Here is a 24502-nt window from a genome sequence, read left to right as displayed (position 1 = left end):
GGTGGTAGACCAGCTGACGATTGCTGAAATTACGGAGCAACTGACAAAAATATTTGCTTTGAGCGTTGGGTCGTTTGTACTGGCGATGGTCCTGACGCCTATTTACACCGCCGCGGCCTACCGCTATAAGTTTTGGAAACAACAGCGTAGCACTTCTACTACTGGTGAGCAGCTCAAGGTGTTTACAAAGCTGCACGCCGATAAATTTAAGCGGCACATACCCACAATGGCGGGTATTGTCACGGTGGCAGCCATCGGCGCGATCACTTTACTTGGTAATCTTGACCGTCAGCAGACGTGGTTACCGCTGGCAGCATTGGTTGGTGGTGGGTTAGTGGGGCTGCTTGACGATATTATTAATATTCGTGGCCTCGGCGGTGGAGTAAAGGGTTTGCGCTCAAGCATGAAGTTCTTGATGATTACGCTGGTTGCCCTAGCGCTGGCCTGGTTTTTCTTTACAAAACTTGGCTATACCGAAGTTCATGTGCCGTTTATTGGCGATATTTTCTTAGGTGTGTTAATTGTGCCACTGTTTGTATTTGCGGTGGTAGCCACCAGCAACGCGGTAAATATTAGTGACGGTCTCGACGGGCTCGCTGGGGGGCTGCTGGCGACGTCGTACGCTGTATTTGCAATTATTGCGCTGCTGCAGGGCAATTTTGGGATTGCCGGCTTTTGTTTCACGGTGCTCGGCGCGCTTTTGAGTTATTTGTGGTTTAATATTTATCCAGCGCGCTTTTTTATGGGCGATGTCGGCTCGTTTGCGCTGGGGACGGCACTTGGGGTAGTGGCTATGCTCACCGATACACTGTTCTTGCTGCCGGTGATTGGGCTATTGTTTGTGCTTGAAGCTGGCTCGAGCTTGGTGCAAATTCTCAGTAAAAAAGTGTTGAAACGAAAGATTTTTCTGTCGGCGCCGTTGCATCATCATTTAGAAGCCAAGGGCTGGCCAGAAACCAAAGTGACCATGCGATTTTGGGTGATTGCGCAAGTGCTCGGCAGCATTGGCTTATTGATGGCGCTAGCCGGAGGTCATATTAAGTAATGCGGCAGCGGCTTGAAAAAGCAAAGCAAACCGCCACAACTTTAGTTCGGCGGCATCGGCCAGATTACCAGATTATTCTTTTTATGGGAGTGCTAATGCTGCTCGGTTTGGTGGTGCTGTATTCAATTAGCACCGCTCGGGTGGAATTTATTAATACTTCGGGCAGCTCGCTCGACCAAGCGCACTTTATGCAGCGCCAACTGCTTTACCTGCTGGCGGGGCTGGTGGGCTTTGCGGTGGCGGCTTCGGTACCGCTGCGGATTTGGCAAAAATACGCCAGTAAAATTCTCCTCCTTAGTTTTGCGGCCTGCGTGTTGCTGGCGATAACCGGTGCCTTAGAGATTTGGCCGGCGCTCTGTACATCTGGTGCTTGTCGTTGGTTCGATGTCGGTTTCGGTACCTTTCAGCCCGCCGAGTTGGTGAAATTTGGCCTACTTTTGTTTTTGGCTGGTTTTTTGGGGCGAAAAATGGCCCAAGGGAAGGTGAATAGTCTATCAGATACGCTTATTCCACTTGGGGTGATTGTCGGGCTTGCAGCTTTCTTTATTGTGGTACTGCAAAAGGATATGGGGACAGGCATTGCAGTGTTCGGATTGGTGATAACTATGCTATTTATGGCGGGCCTCAATAGGCGCAACGGATTATTAGTTGGTGGGGCGCTGCTGGCTTTGAGCGTGGTGATGATTATCATAGCGCCGCATAGGCTAGAGCGGGTGGCGACTTTTCTTGATCCTTCGCGCGATACCCGCGATTCGAGCTACCATATTCGTCAGGCCAAAATTGCTATTGGCAGTGGGGGATTGTTTGGCGTAGGGCTAGGCCAAGGGGTGCAGGCGTTTGGTTATTTACCAGAGGCGGTCAACGACTCAATCTTTGCGGTGATGGGGGAGGTGTTTGGGTTTGTCGGGCTGGTGGCAACACTGGCGTTATTCGTGGTATTGTTACTAAGAATCCTCATGATAACCGATCGGCTGCATGATCCACCGATGAAGTTGTTGGCGGCTGGTGTATTTGGTTGGGTCGGGACACATACGGTGGTGAATATTGGCGCGATGATTGGCATTTTTCCGCTGACGGGCGTTACGCTACCGCTGCTTAGTTTTGGCGGTACCAGCTTGCTATTTATTATGATGGCGCTGGGGTTGGTATTTCAGGTGTCGCGCTACACGTCGCATGTAAAAGACAAAGGAGATGATAATGAAAATTCTTACGGTCGGCGGGGGGTCGGGCGGACACGTCACGCCAGTAGCAGCCGTTATTAACGAACTGAAGACCCAGCAACGAGACGTTGAGGTACAGTTTTGGTGCGATAAACGCTTCGGCCAGCAGGCGCGAAACATCATGAAGCATGTGCTGGTGGAAGTGACGGTCAAAACAGTGGTAGCCGGTAAATTACGGCGCTATCACGGGGTGTCGCTGTGGCGGCAAGCACTCGATTTACCAACGGTAATAAAAAATACCACTGATGTGTTTAAAATTCTGGTCGGTTTTATCCAAAGTTTTACCAGAATGCTATTTTGGCGGCCAGATGTCGTGTTTATGAAGGGGGGGTTTGTTTGCTTGCCCGTCGGTTTTGCGGCGCACATATTACGCATTCCGCTAATTATTCACGATTCAGATACGCTTCCGGGGCTCACAAATAGGGTGCTTGCCCGCTATGCCTCACGTATTTTAACGGGTGCGCCGTTAGAAAATTACTCATATTCTTCAGAACGCGCCGAATATGTAGGCATTCCGGTTGATGCCGAATTTTACCCCCGAAACGATGACGATAAACGGCGTATTAAAAAGGAGCTACATCTCGACCCAGACCTACCGCTATTAGTAGTAACCGGCGGGGGGTTGGGTGCGCTCCGCATAAACCAAGCGTTATTAGCGATTGCACCGATGTTGAAGGGCATAGCCAGCGTGGTACATATTGCCGGCGCGCGAGACGTCGAAATGGTAAAACAGCGAGCGCCCAAAGACAGCGCTTACAAAGTGTTTGGCTTTGTATCTGAAGGCATGCCGCAATTATTCGGAGCAGCTGATGTAGTGATTACCCGAGCAGGGGCGAACACCCTACAGGAGCTCGCGGCCAGCGCGGCACCGACCATCATTATTCCTAATGGGTTTTTAACCGGCGGACATCAGCTAAAAAATGCCGCCGTGTTTGAGCGCGCAGGGGCCGCCATAGTGCTTGATGAACCAGCCATGGCTGATTACCCGGAAATTTTATTCGATGCGATCAGTGCGCTGCTTGAAAGCCCAGACAAGCGACAACAACTAGCGGCCGCTATACATTCATTTGCACGACCAGATGCTGCAAAAAAAAGCGCAAGTGTTATTATTAAGACAGCTAAAAAACATAGGCGCTAAACTAAAAGGAGCTAAGGAGTCACTTTGGGGCTTTTTCGTAGCAAACAAAACACTGATACTCCGCGGCGCAGACGGTCTTCGGAGCCAGTCAGACAGCCAAAACTCATGCAAGGACAAGATGAGTATACTTTTCGACGTAGCCGCACCATTACCGGCAGTGTTTCATCGGAAGTAAAAGTTGCCAGCGAACAAAAAGCTCAACTAAAATCGCCGCGACTACAAGAGCATGAGCTGCGCGCTCGTCGCCGTAAATTGTTATCGGGGCTGGCGATTATTTTATGCCTGGCCGCTAGTATTTATTGGCTACTCACACAATTTACGGCTCGGGTGGTTATTCATGGCTATACTCCCAAGCCAATCAAAGCAATTAATTCCCCAGAGTATGCTGAAGCTATTCAGCAGTATCTTCGCGAACGGCCCTTTGAGCGCTTAGCCTTTGCCCTAAACCAAGAGCAACTGTCCGGGTATGTGCAAAAAAAACATCCAGAAGTTGCGACCATTCAGCTTGATAACGACGCAGCGATTGGGAGCAGCGGCTTTACGATTGGTTTACGCGTGCCGGTGGTCAGTTGGCGGGTGGCGCCAAAGCAGTATTATGTTGATGGCAACGGCGTATCTTTTGAGAGGAATATGTTCAACGAGCCTAGCGTGAAAATTAAGGATGACACCGGCTTAACGCTTGGGGCGAGTGGTGCCGCCATTGCCTCTCAGCGCTTCTTGGGCTTTGTTGGGCGGGTTGTGATACTGGTAAATGATTCTGGTATCGGCACGGTGTCTGAGGTAGTAATGCCAGCGGGTACCACCAGGACTGTTTCGATTGGTTTGAAGGGGAAGGGGTATACCCTCAAGTTGCACATCGATCGCGACCCGGCAGCCCAAGTAGAGGACGCACGATTGGCTATCGCCTATATGAAGCCGCGAAATATAACACCAAAGTATATTGATGTGCGGGTAGCAGGGAAGGCTTTCTACCGCTAGCCTTCTACTCTACTCTATGTTCTATTTTTGTTCTAATGAATAAACTAGCGCTGTTTTGTCTAAAAAACATAGCAAAGATATTATTTTCACAAAAAGCAAATTTTAGAATAGGAGAGTGGGAGAGCAGGGGATGTGGAAAACTAATAAAAAATATATTTTTAAGACAAGCCGTGAAAATGTCAAATAATCATGAAAAAACAACATCAGGCTTAAGGCATGGATAACAGCGAGTTGTGAGGAGCTGATCCATAAGGCCCATCCAGCCGATCAAAACTTGCTTATAACGGGGACAAAAAAGATAAAACAAATGATACGAAAACGACAGGAAGTGCTTTTGGGGAACCTCCCCCACTTAAGGAGTGGTGCCACAACCCATCTTTAGGTTACTTCGTTAATGTCGTAAAAGATATATTGTACGACATTAAGTCTATATCACTATCTACTACTTTCTAGTTGCATTGATCCGAACATTTCGCTGATTGGTACGGCCTTCTTTTTTCGCTAGTTGCTCTTCTCCATTGTGCTCTCCTTGTGTATTCCGGGATTGATATGTACGTATCCATAATCAAGTTTTTTGGTCATTTCGTTTCCATAGTTTAATTACTTTGATATTTAGCGCCCGCCATTCAGGTTTATTAATAACAGATGTTCTAATTTTGTTCGATTATTTTACAAACGGCTGACACATAAAAAGAATGGCTCCTATCACAGCAACCATTCTTTAAATGCCGGTACCGGGGGTTCTAGCGTAATCTAATTTCGGTTTCGTTTGAGCTTGTACGCGGTGGTATAGTAACACTGCGTGGTGTGCTGCCGCCGTTTGACGAATCACCGCCGCCATTACCGTTGCCGCGCGAGCGATTACGTGAACGACGTCGTTTTTTAGCTGGGCCATTATTTGCGTTGGTATCGGCCTGCTGCTGAGGCTGCATGGCCGGTCCTGAAGCATCGACAGGTGCTGGTGGGACGTCTTGAGTAGGCTGGAGGGTGTTATTATCGGCCGCGGTGGCAGGTTGAAGCTGAGCTTGCGGTTGCTGCTGGGCTGAAGGCTGTGGGTTTTGCAGCTTTTGCGGCTGCGGTCTATCTGGCCGCGGACCGTTAGGTTTTGGCCGTTGCCCGTTTTGCTGATAATTTCCACCCTGTCCTGGCCTCTGGCCTTGCCCGTTGCCACTTCCCTGCCCTTGCGGCTTTTGTTCGCCGGGTTCATTCGGGCTTGCCGCTACCAGTGATTGAATTTCTTCCTCTACCACTGCTCGAGGTCGGCCGTAAAGCTTTCTGGTGTTTTCCACGATGTAAGCAGAGTTATCTGTTTGAATCGGTGGCAGCTTAAGGGTAGTGGCGCTAAAGGCTGGTGCTTTTTCGCCGTTAATCACCATGTTTATCACGAAGTGGCGGTTGTGCATCTGCAAGAGGTCAATCGGTAAGAAGTTAGGCTCAAACTGCTTGGCAAGCAGTGGCGCGTCGTCTGGACTGACACGGAAGGAAATCATGGTACCGACGTTACCAAACACCGCATCGCGCACAGTTGGCGCCATCTGTGAGACGTATTGGTTGGCTACGGTAAGATTGAGGCCATACTTACGCGCCTCGGACAAAATGGTAGCGAACGAATCGGTAGCAAAGTTTTGGAACTCGTCGACGTAGAGATAAAATGGCCGGCGGTCTTCAATTCGCGGAATGTCACTGCGGCTCATGGCAGCTAATTGGACTTTGGTGACCAAAAACGAACCAAGAATCGAAGCGTTGTCTTCACCAATCAAGCCTTTCGACAGGTTGACGATGAGAATTTTTCCTTCATCCATCATCTGGCGGATGTTAAAGGTGCTTTTTGGCTGGCCAATAATGTTACGAATAATCGGGTTAGCTGTGAACGCCCCCACCTTGTTTAATACCGGTGAAATAGCTTCTGAAGCGAACTTATCCGTCCAGCTGGCAAATTCATTGTTCCAGAAGTTAAGCACCACTGAGTCTTTTGAGCTGGCCAACACCTTCTTGCGAAACTTTTTGTCGGTTAGCATACGGGTAATATCAAGCATGGTGGTATTTGGGTGATCCAGCAGTGCCAGAATGGTATAGCGCAAAATATATTCTAGTCGTGGGCCCCAACTATCGCCGAACATGCGCTTTAACACGCCAATAATTTCCGAGCTGGTGTTGCTCTTCATGTTTTGGTCGTGGACTTCCATAGGGTTAAAGCCAAGCGGATAAGCCGTATCGGCGGGATTAAAGTAGACCACATCCTTGATGCGACTCGCAGGAATGAACCGCATATTATCGGTAGCAAAGTCACCGTGCGGGTCGATTATCGCGTAGCCATGGTTATGAAAGATATCACTCAGCGCAAACAGCTCGAGCAACCCTGACTTCCCTGCCCCGGTTTGTCCAATAATATAGATGTGACGGCTGCGGTCGTAGCGATTCAGGCCAAATTGGTAATTAATACCGCGGAAGTTAGTCATGCCGAAGGCACTGATGTTGCGGTCGATATCGTCATTACCGGTAATAATAGGCAGTTTAGCTGGCGGTTCAGCCGTTTTTGAGCTGGCCCAAACAATATTCGGCGTTTCTACGTTGGTATGTGGTAAGTGGAAGACGCTCGACAGCTCCTCAATATTTAGAATATATCCCCTATCAATAAAAAAGCGGGCGGTGTACTGCGCAATATCTTCGCGCTTAAAGCTGGCCTTGGCGCTTCTGAAGCCGTTTAAGTTGGTGCTGTTGAACTGTTTGAAGGTGCCAACCAGGGCCTGCATGCGCAGTTTTGCCACGTGTTGATCATCGCCCAGATACGCTAAGCGAATCTTTACCTGGTAGCCAAGCTTGGTCGATTTTTTCTCGGCTTCGCTAATTCGGGTGCGGTCGCGCTCGGATAGTTCTTTGGCTGGTGTCTTAGCTTCGGGTGCTTTCCAGAGGGCTTCAAAAAAACGAACCAAAAAACCGCCAAAACCGGTAAGAAAGTCCCCACTGCCGCTGCTCCCGCTATTCTTGACATGGCTGACATAGCGGGAAGATCGGCGGTGCCAATCGTCGGCAACCGGACGAGCCAGCACCTGGATCCACATTTCTTCGTCGTTGCTTTCGAGCTTTGATAAAGTTGCCGTGATACCGGCGAGCGGGTCGACTTCGAAACTTTGGAAGGTTTTAATGGGTAATACTTCGTTGCTAGTGAGGACTAATTCTGAGGTATATACCACGGGGTGCTGCAGTTCGCGTTTGGTGTAGTCTTCGTCGGCCACGCGAATCTGGACGGTGGGATACTGGGCATAAATCTGCCCTTCAACGAAATTTTGTAAATGTTTTGGCACCCAGACATAAAAACGAATTAGCTTCCCAATCGCGGCGACTTCAAAGCTAATGTGCTCCTGCATGCCGCCATTCAGTCGGAGCTCTTTTTTGTCGCGCAGAATGCCGTGTAAACTAGCGAACATTTGTTCGGCTGCCAGTTCTTTTTTATCGTTAGCGCGGGGAATTTCTAGCGCTAGTAACACGTGGTCAATGGCTTCAAGCTGTTCGGCGCGCTTATAATTACGCCAGGTGATGTAACCGAGGAGTATGACAATAGGCACCCAGACGTACCACTGAGTGAGAAAACCAATTAACCAAGACAAAATAGTGCCCAACATTGCTATCTCCTATTGTCGCGCAAACAGAGCGTGAGTGCAAATAAACCGCGTGGGTTTATTCCTCGGCCAGTACGTACGTTGCTTTGGCAACGCGTTTAAATTGTGGTTTACTTTGTAAGTTTAGTAAAATAGTCGTTTCTTTTACTTGTCGGTGCTTGAGCACGCGCTTAACAATCTCGTCGCGGTGTAACGGTGCCTTTTCTTTTTTCAAGATATCAGCGATGATATCGGCGACCGTTCCGCGACTAAAGCCCCATTCATCGAGAGCGTAGATACCGCGACCAATCAATACAAAGCGATCATCTTTGATCAGTTCGTTATGAATTGCTTGGGTGGTGACGTCTTTGCGCTTGAAATCTGACTTCTTAATTGAGTCGGCGATTTCAGAAAAGTGCATAGGCTTTGTATTCTCGGCGAGGATGACATAAATTTTGTCGCGGATGTTTTTAGGGTTGACGGTCGGCCATTTTACAAGACCCCAGCTATCTTTTAGGCTCGCAAGATGCTTGCTGACGCTAGCGAGCGCTCGAACATGATCAGGGTGCTCATGGGTAAGTTTGTCGTGCAGATGCTCGATGGCAATTGGTTCGCTGTGTTTTTTGATGGTGTGCACGATTTCATCAACATGAGAGCGAACTTGTTTGTCGTCGTGGTGTTCTTTAATTGCAACACTATGATGGTAATTGTCGTTTTCGTCAACAACTGCTAAATGTGGTGAGAGTTCGGCAATAAATGCAATATGCGCTCGATCTCGCTCGGTGTGATTTGGATTAACCTTGGCGGTTAGGTCGTGGACGCGGGCAACCCGACCCATTTCGTGGAGGTGGCGAATAAGCTGCTTTTCGATGCCGGCAATTTTGAGGCTGCCCTCTTCGGCGGCCATTTTTAAGCGAATAAGAATAGCTTTTTCAAGCTGTCGTACGCGTTCGCGGGTAATACCCAATAACTCCCCTATTTGCTCTAGGGTTTCTTTGCGGTCGTGCAGGCCAAAGCGGCGGGCAATAATTTCGCGTTCACGTTCGCGCTCGATGCTTTCGAGAACGGCCAGCGCGGTGCCTCGTATATCAAGAGCGGTGTCGGCAGTGTCTTGCATGGTTATTCTGTTCCTCTCAGTTTATTTATCATAGTGTATGTATAGATTTATATCCACTATAAAACATAATTTTTATAATGTCAAACTATTTTTATAGTTACTTAATTATAGCATGAAATAGACGCTTATGGTAAAGTCTGTTTTCGGACTTTTTATTGTTCCCCTTTGTGGTATGAAGTAAGAGTCTAAAAGCATCTGAAAGCAAAGCACCCTCAGTATCAAGGGTGCTTGCTTGATTATGAGGATGCGGGTTCGGGCCCGTATGGAATGGTCTATAAAGACTCTCTCTGGTACCCCTTGGTACAAGTTTTAGTCGGTTTTGATGTGTGACTCAAGCTTCATGAAGACATTCTGCTTAATGCGCTCTAGCGAACAACCATTGTAGTAGACAGTAATGGTAGCTTTACTAAATTCGAGGTGCTCGACAAAATTTGTAGAACGAAGTAGTTCCGCTGCGTCTACCGTTGAAATATCTAGCTGAGTACACTGCACGGTGATTGCCTGACGATCTGGTAGTTTGTGCATGTCGAGCTTTCGCTTCTGACTGGCCTCGCTCATCGTAACCTACCGTTCTTTTCGAGTACCGATCTACAAAACTATACTATATAGATTGGTAGTGGTAAATGGTCGATAATAAGTGGGCTACTTTTTGAAGCCGCGTCGGCGGAAGCCTTTTTTGGCAGGGGCTTTTTCAAGGAGATCTTTGGCTTGTTCCAGGGTAATAGATTTTGGATCAGTACCTTTGGGTATCTTGGCATTCTTCTTGCCGTCGGTGATGTAGGGGCCATAGCGGCCATTGAGCACCTGGATGCCGCCTTCAAACTCGTTTATAAAGCGCTCAGCCTTCTTTTTGGCATCTTCGACAATTAATTCACGGGCGGTAGTCAGCTCAATGGTAAACGGGTCATGGCCGCGAATCGACAGATTGGTGCTGCCAACTTTTAGATATGGGCCAAAACGACCGGTGTTAGCTAGGATTTCTTGCCCGTCGTCGGTCTTCCCTACTACACGGGGTAGGCTGAAGAGTTGCAGAGCTTGTTCAAGGGTGATGGTTTCAACCGAAAGGCCATCAGGAATGCCGGCAAATTTTGGTTTTTCTTCATCTTCAACACTGCCGATTTGTACCATCGGGCCAAAACGGCCATAGCGGGCGCTGACCGGCTTGCCAGATTTAGGATCGGTGCCGATGGTGCGGCTTTGGGTGGCTTCGGCGCGGGAAATGTCGGCTGATTCATCGACGGTTTTATGGAAAGGCTCGTAAAATTCTTTGAGCATTTTGCGCCAGTCTTTTTTGCCTTCGGCAATGTTGTCGAACTCGGCTTCGACGTCTTTAGTGAAGTCGTAATCGACGATGCTGGGGAAGTATTTTACCAGGAAGTCGGTCACCACATTACCGGTATCGGTGGGGAGTAATTTGCCGCGATCGGCACCAACCCGAGTGGGCTCGGTGGTTTCTGAAAGTTGGCCGTTTTCAATGATCAGTTTCGATAGCTGGGCTTCTTCGCCTTCGATATCGCCCTTTATAACATAGCCGCGGTCTTGGATGGTGCTAATGGTCGGAGCGTAGGTACTTGGTCGGCCGATGCCTATTTCTTCGAGTTTTCGCACCAGGCTAGCCTCGGTGTATCGGGCTGGCGCACGCGATAGCGTTTCTAGGGCCTGGGCTTGCTGCAGGTTAAGCGGATCACCAACTTTTACCGGCGGCAGGAGCGGCGCATCTTTTTTGCCAGTGTCTTCGTAAACCTTCAAGAAGCCATCAAATAGCACTACTTCACCCTTGGCCTCCAGCTGTTCGGTGGCGGCGCTAGCGGCAATGGTGATGGTGGTTTTTTCCAGTTCGGCGGGTGTCATCTGGCTGGCTACGGTGCGTTTCCAGATGAGTTGATATAGTTTTTGCTGCTGGGAATCGTCGCCAGCGTTTGTAGTAGCCGTACGTGTGGGGCGAATCGCTTCGTGGGCTTCCTGGGCGCCAGCAGACTTAGTGGCAAAATTGCGCGAATGGTGGTAGTTATCGCCAAAGTTACTTTTAATGTAGCTGGCCATGTCGCTAAGCGCGAGCTTGCTAAGATTGACTGAGTCGGTACGCATGTACGTAATGTGCCCGGCTTCGTAGAGGCGCTGTGCCAGCATCATGGTTTGCTTTGGACTGTAACCGAGCTTGCGGCTGGCTTCTTGCTGCAAGGTACTGGTGGTAAATGGTGCCGAAGGGCTGCGAGAACCAGGTGTTTGTTTGACATTTGCAACTGAAAAGTCGCTCTTTAAAAATGCTTCGAGAACTTTGCGGGCTGCATCTTTGGTAGAAAATCGTGTCGGAGCTTCAGCGGTGAGCTCGGTGCCATCAGAAAGGTTGAAAACAGCGGTCAGTTTAAACGTGGCCACTGCTTGGTGAGCGGTGATCTCTCGTTCACGCTCGACAATTAATCGCACAGCTACGCTCTGAACGCGGCCAGCGCTCAAGCCCGGGCGAACCTTTTTCCAGAGCACTGGGCTCAGTTCGTAGCCGACAATCCGGTCAAGAATGCGGCGCGCTTGCTGAGCGTTGACCAGTTCAATATCGATGGTGCGGGGCTTTTCGATCGCGGCTGTGATAGCTGGTTTGGTAATCTCGTGAAACACAATGCGTTTGGTCGTTTTTGGATCAAGACCAAGCACTTCGCTTAAATGCCAGGCAATCGCCTCTCCTTCGCGGTCTTCATCGGATGCCAGCCAGACTTGGGTTGCTTGTTTGGCGAGCTTTTTTAGTTCTGAAACGGTTTTCTTTTTGTCGGGGCTAACTTCGTAGGCGGGCGTAAAGTTATTGGCGATATCAACGCTCATGCCTTTTTTAGGCAAATCGCGAATATGGCCAAAACTGCTTTTGACCTGAAAGTCCTTCCCAAGGAATTTTTCGATGGTTTTTGCCTTTGCGGGGCTTTCTACAATTACTAGATGTTTGTTACTCATGCTTTGTCCAGTATAGTCTACACATCGTTGCATGGTAATACAAGTAGATTTTATGAACTTGGTGGTGATGCTCCTGCAAGTTGCGACTATTACTTAACCATAACCCAGCTAGTTGCATTTTTCAAATTATCTGATATCATCTATTATGCATGTTTTGGCTGTTCTAGGATAGGAATCGAAGAATGGTATCCAACGAAGACCTTATGGGCGAGGGCATCGACCCCACCGATGAGGTTGATGCTGCCGATGACAAAGGCCTGCGCATTGCATACGACGCTAAAAGTCTGAAGAGCGCTGCGCAGAACCCCAAGGCCAAGCCGAGGATCCTCGGTTACGGCCTGGTGGACGAAATGGGCTTCCTCTACTTCCCTAGTGGCAACAAGCTGATGCGGCTCTTTCCGGACGAGCAGGCGGCTCAGGAAGAGCTAGGGCCAAAGATCACACTCAAGGTCACCGACGTGGATCTCTCCCCAAAGGAAGAGGTTGCGATTCGGCGTGGGCTGAACACGGTTCTCTATATGGCGCTGCATGGCGTTGACAAGGGCGCCGCTGAAAAGGCTGTGCGGCAGATGCAGCTGACCGAGTCGGTGAAGGCAATCCGTGACGGCCACGCGAGTTTTGACGACGCGCTCTTGGCGCAGGCCTGGCCGCATGTCAGGCCGCTTCTCCAGCGCGCATTCAGGGCTCTCGATGCTTGGTCCGTCAAGATGGACCAGGCGCGTGCTGTTCGGTTGTCCGATAGGCTCGAGGCCGAGTCTGCGCGTCAGGACAAGGCCGCACCGGCGCGGAAGAGGCGCGGACCCTTCGGTCAGCACTAGCTGTGTGTAGCGGCCTGCCGATCAGCTGCGATTGCTGATCGGCAGGCCGCCTTTTTTATGGTCACATTTAAAATGCCAATGATCCTCTTCTAGCTGTTGCTTGTGGTGTTCACGGTTCTCTGCGAAGTCTCAACGTTCAGTTCTTCCACGTCGCGATGGACTGACGCTATATCTCCGGCGCTGCTGTGGGCGGCACCGGAGATATAGTTTAGTTTACGCAAGTGTCCACTGATGCGCGCCGAGCGCCCGAATAGCCCCTTTAATCTCAAGCATAGTAAGGGTTTGGTTAAAGACACGGACATCCAGCTGGCTTTGCCGGTGCAGCTCATCGCCGTCGCGGATGCCGTGCTGCAAAAGTGCAATGATGGTCTTTTCTTCTCGAGAATCACCTAATGAAAGCTGTTGTGGTTGGGCGCTGGCGCTCGCCAGCCGTGGTGCGATGACCTCAAGAATATCTTGTACCGAAGTAGCCGGCTGCGCGCCTTGTTTGATGAGTTCATTGCAGCCAGCGCTGAGCGGGCTGGTGATGGCACCGGGCACGGCAAACACCTCTCTGCCCTGTTCGAGGGCATGCGAGACGGTATTTAATGTGCCGCTGCGGCTAGCAGCTTCTATAACAATAACCGCATCGGATAGGCCACTAATAAGCCGATTGCGGGCTAAAAACTGGTATGGCAGCGCGCTTTTACCTGGTTCATATTCGCTAATAATTGCTCCGCCGTTTTCAACTATTCTTTTACCGAGTTGGTAGTGCGACGAGGGGTAAATGGTGTGGAGGCCATTTGCCAGCACAGCCACGGTGGTGCCACCGGCATCGAGGGCGGCTTTATGGGCAATGCCATCGATACCGAGCGCCAAACCACTGACAATAATCACGCCCTGTTTTGCGAGCTCGTAGCTAAATGAATAAGCTACTTCCTTGCCATAAGCAGTTGGCTTTCGGGTGCCAACAACCGCCACTACTGGTGCCATATGTGTCGGCAATACACCTGTAACATACAATGATGTTGGTGATTTTACAATATTATCTAACCTCTGTAAAAATGGGTGTTCTTGGGTAATTATTCTATTGATTTTCATATGTTTTATGACAAAAAGTATTGACATTAATTATTAAGCGTGCTAATATAGCTCATGATTGGTTGCCACCCCGGTAGCCAAACGCACCTTATACCCCTATTTAACAATTTTTTGTTGGATTGCATGCAACGCGCTCTGGGCAAGTTTCTTCCCCTCCACTTCCCGGGCATTATACAACACGTTGCATGTAAACCAATCCCTTTAACCAGCGGACCTCTTGATTTGTGAGGTGGGTCACGCCAAGCCCTCCATGGGTGGGTTAAAGGGCCAAAAAGCGCCAGGTGATGCCCACCCTTACCTGGCGCTTTTTGGTGTTAAAAAATAAATTTAATCTAATTGTCGCCGAGCTTCCAAGTGGTAGCCGGCAAGGTTTTTAGCTTAATGAAGTCTTCTACTGCATCTGTAGCGTAATCGCTAATGGTATGTAGTTTTTCAAGCTCGGCAGATGAAAATTTGCCCAGCACAAAGTCGCGGTCATCGGTGTGGTTGCGCTGTTCTTGCCAGACGCCCACGCGAATGCGGGTGTAATCCAGCCCGAGGTGTTGATTGAGGCTTTTGATACCGTTATTGCCGGCATCGCTGCCGCCTTTCCGGGTGCGCACCGTGCCGAGTGGCAACACCAGTTCGTCGTGGATAGCCAAGATGTGCGATGTCTCGATTTTATAAAAGTCCATCACCGCGCGGGCAGCTTCACCGCTGTTATTATAGAAGGTTGTTGGTTTAATAAGCAGGCTTTTTCCGCCCGTGTGGGTATATTCGGCGATAAGTGCTTTAAACTTTGGTTTCTCTTGCCACTGTAAGCGGTGTTTTTCGGCAAGAGCATCTAACATAAAAAACCCAACGTTGTGCCGGGTGCGGGTATAATCTGTGCCGGGATTACCGAGTCCTATAATGAGCGTCATAATTCGTTTTGCTGTTTGGTCATTCTACTATAGCACAGAGACGGACACTTCCCCTTAGGGAGCGCCCTTCAGATGCTTGTTGAACACCCTTACTGATATTGATTTATCCTAATTTTAATATATAATATAGTCTGATCGAGATTGAGAACTTCCGTGAATCCCGAGGTGCTACATGTTGGTGCAAGCGACTTTGGCTGCCACATTCTTGATGCAGCTTTTCTGTGTTATAGAAGGAGCGGCCAAGCTGAACGAGTATGCCTCGCTAAACAAGTACGAACGAGAGCCAAAGCCGGTTTACTGGCTGGGCGTGACGGCAAGTGTAGTCGGCATGCTGGCAATTGGCTGGTATTTGCTGAGTTTTAACTTGGCGAGTGCTATGATTGCGATTGCTGTTTTACAGCATACTGCGAATGTGGCTGATTGCAGTCATCGGCCTGGTCTTCCTGGTTCCGCTACTCATGGGCGTTTTTAGCCTGCAGTCGAGCATGGGTACCTTTGAGGGTGTGATTGCTCTGCTGGTCGGTCTCTTCGGCGGGTTGCTGTTCAGCCTCTGCTTGAGAAAGAGAGTTGCACAGGACGCATCGTAACGACCCGGTACGCTCACCGACTACTAACGCAGGGAGACAAAGTGAATACCCCACTGGTTATAACAATGAGCTCAGCGCACTACCGCAACCTGTGCGATTACGCGCAAAAGACGCACGGCGTGTCTATGGAAGAAATGAAACAGCGCAATCCTGCCGAGCTGTTTAAGACCATTGCCATCTTTTGGGTGGAATCCACGAAGCTCGCAGGGGGTCCGGTTAAGCATCGCCAGCAAGGTGTGGTGGTGTCTCGCTCTGACCTGGATGGTGACGCGCCGCTCAACGCCTTTCTCCGAACGTTGAAGGTTGATATGGATGTTCAGCAAGTGACGCTTGTGCTTGAAGTGCAAGCCTCGCTAAAGGAATTGATCTTGTCGCTGGGAACAGCGCCGACCGCGCGGGAAGTGTTTCGCCTCGTGGTGGAGCCGCCTAGCCTAGCCGGCTAAACTTCTGCTTCGCCTGAACTGCTGCGATTGTATCACAGCAGTTCAGGCGAATTTTATTTTTGTTCGGCTAGTTTCTCGCGCTCGCGATTAGCTTTTATTTGTTTCTCATCCCGAAAACTAAAGTTGATTGGTGTGCCGCTGAAGTCAAATTCTTCACGCATGGCGCGCTCCAGGTAGCGTTTGTAGCTCCAGTGTAGAAATTTAAGATTGCTGCCAAAAATCACAAACCACGGCGGCGAAGTATCGGTTTGGACCATGTAGCGCAGTCGTGGATGGGTATTTTTCAGGCCGGCTGGCGGATGCTTTGCGAGGCAGGCTTGGAGGACTTTATTAAGTTCATGGGTTTTTAACTGGGTGTGGCGGCGTGCTTCAATTTGTAGCGCCAGATCAAACAGCTTAGTAACGTTTTGGCCGGTGACTGAGCTAGTGAAAATCAGCGGCGCCCACGGCACAAAAGCAAAATTGTATGAAATTTGTGGCGCCAAGGCATCGCGGGTGTACGCGTCTTTGCCTTCAACGCTATCCCATTTGCTGACCACCAAAACCAAGCCCTTGCCGGCTTCTTTAATCATGCCAGCGAGCTTTTGGTCAAGCTGGGTACTGAGCTCGTTGACGTCCATTAACAATAGGCAGACATCGGCCTCTTCAATCGCCTGCAAGGTACGTAATACACTGAATTTTTCGATGCCGACCTCTACCTTGCCATTACGGCGTACGCCAGCGGTGTCCAAGATTTCCAGGTCGCGGCCCTCGTAGCGAACCGACACGCGGTTTACGTCACGGGTGGTGCCAGCAATGTTGGCCACAATCGCCTGCTGTTTTCCGGCTAGGGTATTAAACAGATGGCTTTTGCCGACGTTTGGTCGGCCAATGAGGGCGATACGCAGGATGTCATCGGCAGCTGTGTCTGGCCGCGGTGGAATGATTGCCGTAATTTCATCGAGGACAGTGCGGATACCGTCGTTATGTTCGGCACTGGTTGGAAGAATAGTTTTGATACCGAGCCGGCGAAACTCGTCGATGGGCAGGCTTCCTCTTAAGTCGGTTTTATTGGTAATTAAGATAACCGGCTTGCGGCTTTTAAGCGCCTTTTTGGCCACAATGCGGTCGTCGTCGCCAAGGTACTGGGTGCTATCGACCACTACCAGGATAACGTCGGCAGCGTCGGCAGCTTCGGCGATTTGCTCTTGGATCGAAGCTTCAAATTCATCGCTTGGATCTTTAAGGCCAGCAGTATCGACCAGCCAAAAAGTGTGGTCGCCATGGGTCACTTTTCCTAGCACATTATCGCGGGTAGTACCGGCCTCACGGGCCACAATCGCCTGCTGTGAACGCACCAAACGGTTAAACAGCGAACTTTTGCCGACATTCGCTTGGCCAATAATAGCAACGGTGGGAAGTGGTTTTTTCATAATTTCTTCCCCTACTCTAACAGATTATTGCGATAAAGTGAAAATGAGTAGCCGCGGGATGCCCTCCCGCGGCTATTTCTAACTGAAGGCCGGCCAACGATAGGTTTTATTGTTGACCCTTACCTCGGACCCCGCACCTAGGCGGATGTCATCAATCGGTACATTTGTTACTTCCCCGCGATGCTTCACGTACCCACTGAAGCCGAGTGTGGCACGCAAGCTCCGCGACTTGCCAGACTTAATAGTAACCTCACTGGAGGTACCGAGCCGAGCGGTGATATCTCCTGCCACAGAAGCGAAGGTGAAAACACCAGAAAAGTCGGTCGTCAAGTTCAAATCGCCGGTAATGGCTCCAGTTACTACTTTGGGGCTGGTGGCTCCAGCAAAGGTGACGCTACCACCAACCTTGCCAAGTGTAAGTGTTCCTGATGACTTACCGAATGCAACATTATGAGCCACTTGCCGTACTTCAAGCGACTCGCTACCCAGTGCTCCGCTGATACTCGCCACGGATACGATGTAGGTATCGCGCAAGAATGCAGGCTTCATGGTAACGGCGCCCAGTGTCCCACTCATACCGATGGCGCCGAGCATGCCGCCGAGTGTAATCGGAGTGCCGGTCGGCACTTCGATCACCAAGCGTAGCGCGCGGTGGAGATCGATAGTTTGCCCATTGATCATGAGCTTATCGCCGCTACTGACCTTGACGAATACCGCCGCTGCACTCTTGAGACTACCAAGAAGCTTTGAAATCATTTTCGATCCAGCTCCATTACCGGACTTTTCCGGCAACGCTGCCGAGAGTTCGAGTTTCTTCTGATTTTCATTTGGGGGAAATGCGTCAAACTGGGCGGTTTCTCCATACCCCATAACGCGAATGCCGCGTCGATTCCGCGCCACGACCGTAACGTTAGCCAGCATCAAATTGAACTTTAGCTCGGTGCTGCTTGGATAGAGGCGATCAAAGACTGGAGTCTCGGGAAGTGCATTATCCCTTGCGAGAAGGATAGCTTTCATTAGACCAGGCACAATCTCGTCCTTTCGTAGCGGGGTCGCACTATAATATAGCATGTTTTTAGAGTCTTTCGATAGTTGCCTACACCAAGACTGTGTTACTATACCATTCATGCAGCCAGTCGTATTTTTTGCGCCAGGATTTCAACGCGGCTTTGAGAAGGGAGGCTACAACCGAGTCCGAAAAGCAATTAAGCGAAAGGGCTATGAGTTTGTTGAGGTGCCGATTGAGTGGCGCACCTACCCTGAAGATTGGAAGCGGCAATTCCTCGAGGCATACCGCGCCCGAGTGAAGAGCGGACAAAAGGTAATCTTCGCGGGTTTTTCGCTGGGAGCAGTAACGGCCTTCTTGGCAGCTGCCGACCAGCAGCCAGACGAGCTGTGGCTGTTTTCATTTTCGGCCCGGTTTGCTGAAGATATCCCACATGTTCCCGCTGAGCAGTTGGAATATCTTGAAACCAAGACGCCAGGTTTGGTTGCGAAGCTACGAGAGCTGGTGTTTGCGCAACTTGCCCCGCGCATTCAGTGCTACACCCTGCTCATGATGGGGGCTGTTGAAATTAAGGGGAGCCCGCTGCTCCACGAGCGAATGCTAGCAGCACAGCGCAGTTTGGCAAACACTAGCTCGCTGGTGGTTGTGGAAGGCGTTGGGCACAAAGCGAACGACCCAAAGTACGCCAACGCAATTGCGGCTTCTATCTTGCGGGCCAGTTAGTTGGGGCGCAAACGAACTCATTCTTCCGAGTTCGTTTGCGCCACTTTTATTTATAAAGATAAGGTAAAAATAAGCATTTTCAGGCCAAAGTATGCTACTTTATTAACTGGCGAGCACACGAGAGCCGTCTATTTAGGATGGTGAATCTATGAACGTGCCAATTATTGGTAGCGCGACCATTTTGAGCCTCCCGCTGGCATTTATCTTGATGGGTGCCAGCGGTTGCCACATCGCTGCTTACCATGTGGACGGTAAGCGATTGTCCCTCAGTAAAGTTGCCCGTAATTGTGGGCAAGGCAGCGTGCTCTTTATGGTGAGTCTTTCGCTACTTGCGGTGCAAGCAGGCGGCGCGTCTTCCGTGCAGGTTCGAATGCCTTTGATGCACCTGTTGCTGGTAGCTGCCTTGCTGTTTTTTGCCCTGCTTGAGCTGGTAAAGGCCTGGCGGCGCGCCGAGCGTACCCAAGTGGTTCGTGCTGGGATGACGGCTGCAATTTTGACTACCCTTTTGGGTGATGTTGGCTACACCTTTTTGACCTCGGAATGGAGGCTAGTGAGCCTGATTGGTTGGTGTGCAGTTGCCGTGGTTATCGCCGCTTGTTTTTGGATGATAGAGCAGGCAGCACAGATGAAAGCACCGGCAGCACCAATGACATCGCTGCAACTGCTCGGCACGGACGAATCCTACGCCGGAGCGGTTTATGTAGTGGCGCCCGGATCGGCTCACCCCACAGTCCTGCGCACGTAGTGCCTCCCCGCGGCTTGCCATGGCCGCGGGGCCTTTTTATGCATGCGTCTTGCGGGGCGAGGATAGAGTGGTGTATGATAATCATCAGTTCTCACGATAAGGAGAAGCGAATGGCTCGGCAAGAACGCGCTATCGAGAAGGCTTTGCTGGCTGTGGAGCTTGAGAAGCTCCACTCTCTTGAGGTCATTACGATTCAAGGGGTGCGGTATAGCGTGAAGCAGCGAGCTGTCAGCTGTCGGGCTGGTAAAAAGGTGGCCACTTGCGTTGTGGTTGCTGCAGTGCACGAAAGTCAGCAAGGGCTTTTGGTGAAGACCGGTAGAAACATCATTTTCGCTAGCTTTGTCGGTGGACCATTTGCTGAGAAGGACCACCGGCTGTTCTATGAAGCCCGGTTCTACGATGCCCAGGGGCAGCCCTTCTCCGATGACGCTGGTTCACTTGCCTTTCGGTATTATCGCAGGAATCGACAAAATAACTGGCTAGTTGTGCGGCACTCTAGCATTAAGGGCTTGTCGACAGGTGTGTACAGCTGCATAGCAGTTAGCGCCGAGGACCTGCAGCGAACCTAAGCAATCTGCCAAATGAACGCTAGGGTGGTCGAATCTGACCACCCTTCTATAATGGCTTTATTTCTTGCCACTTCCCTTCTGGCAGCTGCCCAAGTTGGTAGGGGCCGAACTCAGTACGGTGCAGCCGTACTACTACATAACCTAGGGCGCTGAACGTCCGCCGGATTTGCCGGTTACGACCTTCGTGCATTGTCACTTGCCAATCGCGGCGATGGGTGTCGCTCAGCCGACTGAGCTGTAATTTGCTGGGTCCATCTTCGAGCGTAACGCCAAAATCGTTGATCATTTGCTGATGCAGAGGTTCGAGGTCGCGGTTTAGCGACACTTCGTAGCTTTTGGTTTTGCGGAAACTCGGGTGCGTCATGCGGTGAGCAAAGTCGCCATCGTTAGTCAGTAGTAAGAGGCCAGAGCTATCTTTATCAAGCCGACCGACTGGTTTTAGATGATGAAACTTTTTTGCTAGTAAGCTATAAATAGTGGGAATGTCGCCTTGTTGTCGGCGCGAGCTGACGTAGCCAATTGGTTTGTGCAGTGCGAGATATCGCAGCGTGGTGGTATGCCCTAAAAGTTCCCCGTTGACGCGAATAGCATCGTGCGGCGTCACCGGGCGCCCGAGCTCGGCCGGGACATCATTGACGGTTACTTTCCCGCTGGCGATTAACTCGTCGGCCTCCCGGCGGCTAATGCCAAGCTGTAAGGCCAAATGTTTATTAAGTCGAATAGATGTCGAAGTCATGTATCACCAGTATACCCTACGCCACAAAAAGCTATTGCTGGAATGGATTACGAAAAGTATCCGGCATTTGCCGTGGGGGTGGCGTGATTGAGCCTTCACGGGGTGTTTGAGGGTAACTGACAGGGCGTTCTGGCAGTTTTTGTGGGGGTGTCGTCGGTGGTTGAGCAGGCGTGCTGGGCTCGTTAGGGGTGGTGCCGTTGTTTGTAGGCTCTGTTGGGGCGAATTCTGGAGTGCTGGCCTGCGCAGGCAGTGTTGCTGGCTGCTGGTTGTTAATGTCAGTAAAGTTAATTGGCGCCGGCGCAGTTTGCTGGGCAATGAGCGCATCAAGTTGAGCGTCTATGTCACCAGTATTTACTGCTTGTTGGCCATTGTTTGCGCTAGGTGTATCGTTGGTTGGTGCAGCTGGCTGAGGCGCTTCATTTGCAAGTTCTTTATCGAGCAACTCATTCATATCAACCCCGTGCGGACGCGAAAGATCACTCAGCGGTTGGATAACGCGTTCGCCAAGCGAAGCCGGCCGCGGCGAAGAAAATGGTGCTGTGGGCCGTGGTATAGAAGACGGCTGCGGTTGCGGTGCAGGAGCCGCAGAGTTTGTTTGTGGGTTTTGTGGGTATGGTTGGACGGGTTGCATAGGTGCGGTAGGCGGAGTAAACTGCCCGGGCATACTAGGTTGTACTGAAAACGGTTGCGGTACAGCTTGCGGTTGAGTAGAGGGCATGCCTGGCATTGCCTGGGGCGTTCCTGGTTGAGCTGCTGGTGCCGTAGCTGGGGCGTCACCCAATACCTCGTGTACCGCCCGAACGACATCTTCAATGCCCACTTGAGATTTTACTAAATAGCGGTCGGCTCCAAGCTGTTCACCGCGGTTACGCTGATCATCCGAACTTAAGGCGGTCATCATGATAACCTTAATAGTTCTGGTTTCGGTGGTCGAACGCAGGATGTCGAGCATGTCAAAGCCACTAATTTTTGGCATCATGACATCGCTAATAATCAGGTGTGGTCGTTCTTTGATGGCCATGGCGAGGGCTTCTTCCCCATCGCCCGCCGAAACGATATCATACCCTTCTGCAAGCAAGCGTACGCCGTATATCTCACGTAGGCTCTTGTCATCTTCGACAAGTAGAATCTTGGTCATATTACTTCTACTATACGTGCTTATGGTTAAAAAAGCTATAGTTAGGCTATTAAGTTCGGATTTAGTTGCTATGAGGGCGTTTTATGTCGGCAATTATTAAGATATTTTCTCGATCTTCAGTTTGCTGCGAGGAAATAATATTGAAACCCGCTTCATCGAATTGTCGAAAAACCTCAAATGCGCTCATGTGCTCGAAGGCCTTACGCCAGATCAGATTAAAAAGATTACTGATTTTTTTTGCAACTCTCGTTTAAGCGCCTCGGCGATGAACGCAATAAGAGGCTATTATTATCTTCGCGGTGGGATAAACAAATGAGACCTTCCGTCGTTATATGGCTGAGGCTGGGGTGACGAGGGCGACTGCTGAGGAGCCGGCTGAGGCGGTGCAATGTTCTGGCCGGTGGATGGAGGGACCGGCACGTTAGGTGAAGCTTGCGGCAGGATAGCTTGAGGTTGTTGAGGGGCCGGGCTTAGTGTAGTTGACTGGGTATTTGTGGGGGCTTGTGGATTCATAGGCGGCATGTTTGCGGCAGTGAGAGTGCTGGGCTCTAGAGGCACGGTGGTAGAGGTGGCGGCTTGGTAAGGCGTCGGCACAGCCACCGCACTGCTCGGCATCACCGGTGCTTCAACATTACCAACTCCGGCTTCAATCTTCGCCACCGCTTCCTCGTGCGAAACGCGCGGAATTTCTATATAAAACGTACTCCCCTTTTGGTACTCACTTTCAACCCAAATCCGGCCGTTCATGCCCTCTACAAGGCGCCGGGTGAGGTAAAGGCCGAGGCCGGTGCCGCCAATTTCGCGGGTGTCGCTATTATCCACTCGGTAGAATTTTTGGAACAAGTGCGGCACGTCTTCGGCGGGGATGCCAATGCCAGTGTCGTGGACGCTAATGGTGATGTGTTTAGTATCGCCGGTGACATCGACCGTAACATCGCCATGCAGAGTGTACTTAATAGCATTTTCTACCAAGTTCGAAACCGCTTCACGTAAGTGATCGTTGTCAACTTCGGCGTAATACACGGGGCTAATTTTTCGCGTCGAACCGGCATCGACACCAGGTTTAAACAGTAACACCAGCTGCTTCTCGGCGGCTTTTAAGGCGAATTCATCAACAATCTGCCCGGTAAAGGCAACCACGTCTACAATCGATGGGTTGCTGCGCAAGCGACCATCTTCGGCTCGCGAAACATCAAGCAGATCTTGGAATAGCCGGCCAAGGTGCTGGGCGGCTTCGTGAGCCTTCATGAGGTACAGCCGCGCGCGATCATCAATCGCAGCGGTTTGCGGATTGAGCGCCAGGCCTAAATAACCCTCGATTGATGCCACTGGTGTGCGCATTTCGTGGCTGGCGGTAGAAATAAACTCGGCCTGTTGTTTTTCTTCGGCTTTTTCTTTGGTAATATCGCGAAAGACCACAATGGCACCGCCGCCAGGCTGCCCAACCGGCGAAGCCAACAGCGATATGACGATCTTCTTGCCGGAACTAGTCTCGAGCTGCAGGTCGTTGGTGAGCATAGATTCGTTCGCTTCAAGCACGTGCTGAATCGGGTGCGCCTGGCCTTGGGGTGTGTTGCCCTGGCTGTTTTCAAGCTTTAAAACCGAATGGTAGTCAAGGCCAAGGGCATCGCGCTTTCCCCAGCCAATAATCTTTTGAGCCGCCGGGTTAATAAGCTGGATAATGCCTTTACCATCAATGGCTACTACCCCATCCTGGATGCCATTGATCACAATTTCAGATTTGTTGGCCACTTGGTTGAGCTCGCGGGCCAGTTCGTTGTAGGCTTTCTCTTTTTCGGTGTCACGGCTGCCTTTGTTGTGCCAAAGCAGCCAGCTAACAATAATCGGCAGCTCAAAGGCCAATAGAAAAACAATAATTTGGCTGCGTGAGGTAAGCGCTTCTTTAAATAGCAGCAAATCGAGTGCCAGGAAAATATTTGTTGCCAGCGCGACCGGCGCCAGGCCGTAAATGCCAAAAAGCCCAGCAAAAATCGCGACCAGCATCCCTAAAGCTATAAATGGCGAAGCTGTCACCCCAGTAGCTGCAAGGAGCGTGCCGGTAGTCAGCGCGAATAGTAAAAACAGTGCGAGTGCCACTTGGTAAAGCCACTTTTGCGGTGCCCAAAAGTAAGCCACCAGGCTCCCGAGTGCCGTGACGCCAGCGAGTACAGCCGAGTGCAAAGGGACGATCAGCTGCATTGAAACAAAAGTGTCGTCTACAATAAAGCGCGAGAAATAAAGCGCCAGCATAATACAAGCGCCAAACAGCACCACTTCGCAGATGCGTCGGTACCAAAATGGCG

General features: G+C 50.6%; 21 protein-coding genes. 10 read left to right on the top strand and 11 right to left on the bottom strand.

Features of this window, described 5'->3' with window-relative positions:
- Position 1 precedes the first annotated feature (1 nt).
- Genes mraY through VD907_04510 form a run of 4 tightly spaced genes read left to right on the top strand, consistent with a single transcriptional unit; the run spans position 2 to position 4381 of the window.
- Entirely contained in the window at positions 2-1045 is a 1044-nt protein-coding gene (gene mraY / locus VD907_04525; GenBank protein HYG84120.1) for a phospho-N-acetylmuramoyl-pentapeptide-transferase, read from the top strand.
- Positions 1045-2307 carry a putative peptidoglycan glycosyltransferase FtsW gene (locus tag VD907_04520; protein HYG84119.1) on the top strand — a complete coding sequence of 421 codons (1263 nt, stop codon included), beginning with the start codon at positions 1045-1047 and terminating at the stop codon, positions 2305-2307. Before mraY ends, VD907_04520 begins: the two co-directional genes overlap by 1 nt.
- Positions 2243-3403, top strand: coding sequence for a UDP-N-acetylglucosamine--N-acetylmuramyl-(pentapeptide) pyrophosphoryl-undecaprenol N-acetylglucosamine transferase (locus VD907_04515; GenBank protein ID HYG84118.1), 1161 nt, complete (start codon positions 2243-2245; stop codon positions 3401-3403). Before VD907_04520 ends, VD907_04515 begins: the two co-directional genes overlap by 65 nt.
- A 24-nt stretch (positions 3404-3427) precedes the next feature.
- On the top strand, positions 3428-4381 hold the full coding sequence (locus tag VD907_04510) for a hypothetical protein (protein ID HYG84117.1): 954 nt from the start codon (positions 3428-3430) through the stop codon (positions 4379-4381).
- Positions 4382-5124: 743 nt separating this feature from the next.
- Here the strand turns inward: VD907_04510 and VD907_04505 are convergent.
- The 4 genes from VD907_04505 to topA all read right to left on the bottom strand — a co-directional run bounded on the left by VD907_04505 (position 5125) and on the right by topA (position 12040).
- Positions 5125-8004: a type IV secretion system DNA-binding domain-containing protein gene (locus VD907_04505; protein ID HYG84116.1), complete on the bottom strand. Its 2880-nt coding sequence runs from the start codon at positions 8002-8004 to the stop codon at positions 5125-5127.
- Between the two features lie 55 nt (positions 8005-8059).
- Entirely contained in the window at positions 8060-9097 is a 1038-nt protein-coding gene (locus tag VD907_04500) for a sigma factor-like helix-turn-helix DNA-binding protein (GenBank protein ID HYG84115.1), read from the bottom strand.
- 309 nt (positions 9098-9406) lie between these two features.
- Positions 9407-9655, bottom strand: a complete 249-nt coding sequence (locus VD907_04495; GenBank protein ID HYG84114.1) for a hypothetical protein — start codon at positions 9653-9655, stop codon at positions 9407-9409.
- 84 nt (positions 9656-9739) lie between these two features.
- Positions 9740-12040: a type I DNA topoisomerase gene (gene topA, locus VD907_04490; GenBank protein HYG84113.1), complete on the bottom strand. Its 2301-nt coding sequence runs from the start codon at positions 12038-12040 to the stop codon at positions 9740-9742.
- A gap of 203 nt (positions 12041-12243) precedes the next feature.
- On the opposite strand from topA, the gene VD907_04485 reads away from it, so the two are divergent.
- Positions 12244-12858, top strand: a complete 615-nt coding sequence (locus tag VD907_04485) for a hypothetical protein (protein ID HYG84112.1) — start codon at positions 12244-12246, stop codon at positions 12856-12858.
- Between the two features lie 213 nt (positions 12859-13071).
- On the opposite strand, the gene dprA is transcribed toward VD907_04485, so the two are convergent.
- Both dprA and pth read right to left on the bottom strand, forming a co-directional pair.
- Complete coding sequence (dprA, locus tag VD907_04480) at positions 13072-13938, bottom strand: DNA-processing protein DprA (protein ID HYG84111.1); 867 nt, start codon at positions 13936-13938, stop codon at positions 13072-13074.
- A 332-nt stretch (positions 13939-14270) separates the two neighbouring features.
- The gene (pth, locus tag VD907_04475) at positions 14271-14840 is read right to left on the bottom strand and encodes an aminoacyl-tRNA hydrolase (protein ID HYG84110.1); all 570 of its coding nucleotides are present in this window, start codon (positions 14838-14840) and stop codon (positions 14271-14273) included.
- 172 nt (positions 14841-15012) lie between these two features.
- On the opposite strand from pth, the gene VD907_04470 reads away from it, so the two are divergent.
- Entirely contained in the window at positions 15013-15312 is a 300-nt protein-coding gene (locus VD907_04470) for a hypothetical protein (protein HYG84109.1), read from the top strand.
- Positions 15313-15468: 156 nt separating this feature from the next.
- Complete coding sequence (locus tag VD907_04465; GenBank protein ID HYG84108.1) at positions 15469-15870, top strand: hypothetical protein; 402 nt, start codon at positions 15469-15471, stop codon at positions 15868-15870.
- 53 nt (positions 15871-15923) lie between these two features.
- On the opposite strand, the gene der is transcribed toward VD907_04465, so the two are convergent.
- Complete coding sequence (gene der, locus VD907_04460; protein ID HYG84107.1) at positions 15924-17282, bottom strand: ribosome biogenesis GTPase Der; 1359 nt, start codon at positions 17280-17282, stop codon at positions 15924-15926.
- A gap of 78 nt (positions 17283-17360) precedes the next feature.
- Positions 17361-18311 (bottom strand): hypothetical protein, encoded by a 951-nt coding sequence (locus tag VD907_04455; GenBank protein ID HYG84106.1) that lies wholly within the window; start codon positions 18309-18311, stop codon positions 17361-17363.
- A 97-nt stretch (positions 18312-18408) separates the two neighbouring features.
- On the opposite strand from VD907_04455, the gene VD907_04450 reads away from it, so the two are divergent.
- The 3 genes from VD907_04450 to VD907_04440 all read left to right on the top strand — a co-directional run bounded on the left by VD907_04450 (position 18409) and on the right by VD907_04440 (position 20325).
- A complete protein-coding gene (locus VD907_04450; protein HYG84105.1) occupies positions 18409-19011 on the top strand; it encodes a hypothetical protein in 603 nt (200 codons plus the stop codon).
- A 148-nt stretch (positions 19012-19159) separates the two neighbouring features.
- Positions 19160-19756 (top strand): hypothetical protein, encoded by a 597-nt coding sequence (locus tag VD907_04445; GenBank protein ID HYG84104.1) that lies wholly within the window; start codon positions 19160-19162, stop codon positions 19754-19756.
- A gap of 110 nt (positions 19757-19866) precedes the next feature.
- Positions 19867-20325, top strand: coding sequence for a hypothetical protein (locus VD907_04440; GenBank protein HYG84103.1), 459 nt, complete (start codon positions 19867-19869; stop codon positions 20323-20325).
- A 46-nt stretch (positions 20326-20371) separates the two neighbouring features.
- Here the strand turns inward: VD907_04440 and VD907_04435 are convergent, their stop codons facing one another.
- The 3 genes from VD907_04435 to VD907_04425 all read right to left on the bottom strand — a co-directional run bounded on the left by VD907_04435 (position 20372) and on the right by VD907_04425 (position 24449).
- On the bottom strand, positions 20372-21061 hold the full coding sequence (locus VD907_04435) for a pseudouridine synthase (protein HYG84102.1): 690 nt from the start codon (positions 21059-21061) through the stop codon (positions 20372-20374).
- A 31-nt stretch (positions 21062-21092) separates the two neighbouring features.
- Entirely contained in the window at positions 21093-22199 is a 1107-nt protein-coding gene (locus VD907_04430; GenBank protein ID HYG84101.1) for a response regulator, read from the bottom strand.
- Between the two features lie 288 nt (positions 22200-22487).
- Positions 22488-24449 carry an ATP-binding protein gene (locus tag VD907_04425; protein ID HYG84100.1) on the bottom strand — a complete coding sequence of 654 codons (1962 nt, stop codon included), beginning with the start codon at positions 24447-24449 and terminating at the stop codon, positions 22488-22490.
- Positions 24450-24502: the final 53 nt, after the last annotated feature.

It is taken from the genome of Verrucomicrobiia bacterium (assembly GCA_035629335.1).
Classification (GTDB): Bacteria; Patescibacteriota; Saccharimonadia; order Saccharimonadales; family Saccharimonadaceae; genus DASUUR01.
This window is presented reverse-complemented; position numbering and strand designations above follow the sequence as displayed.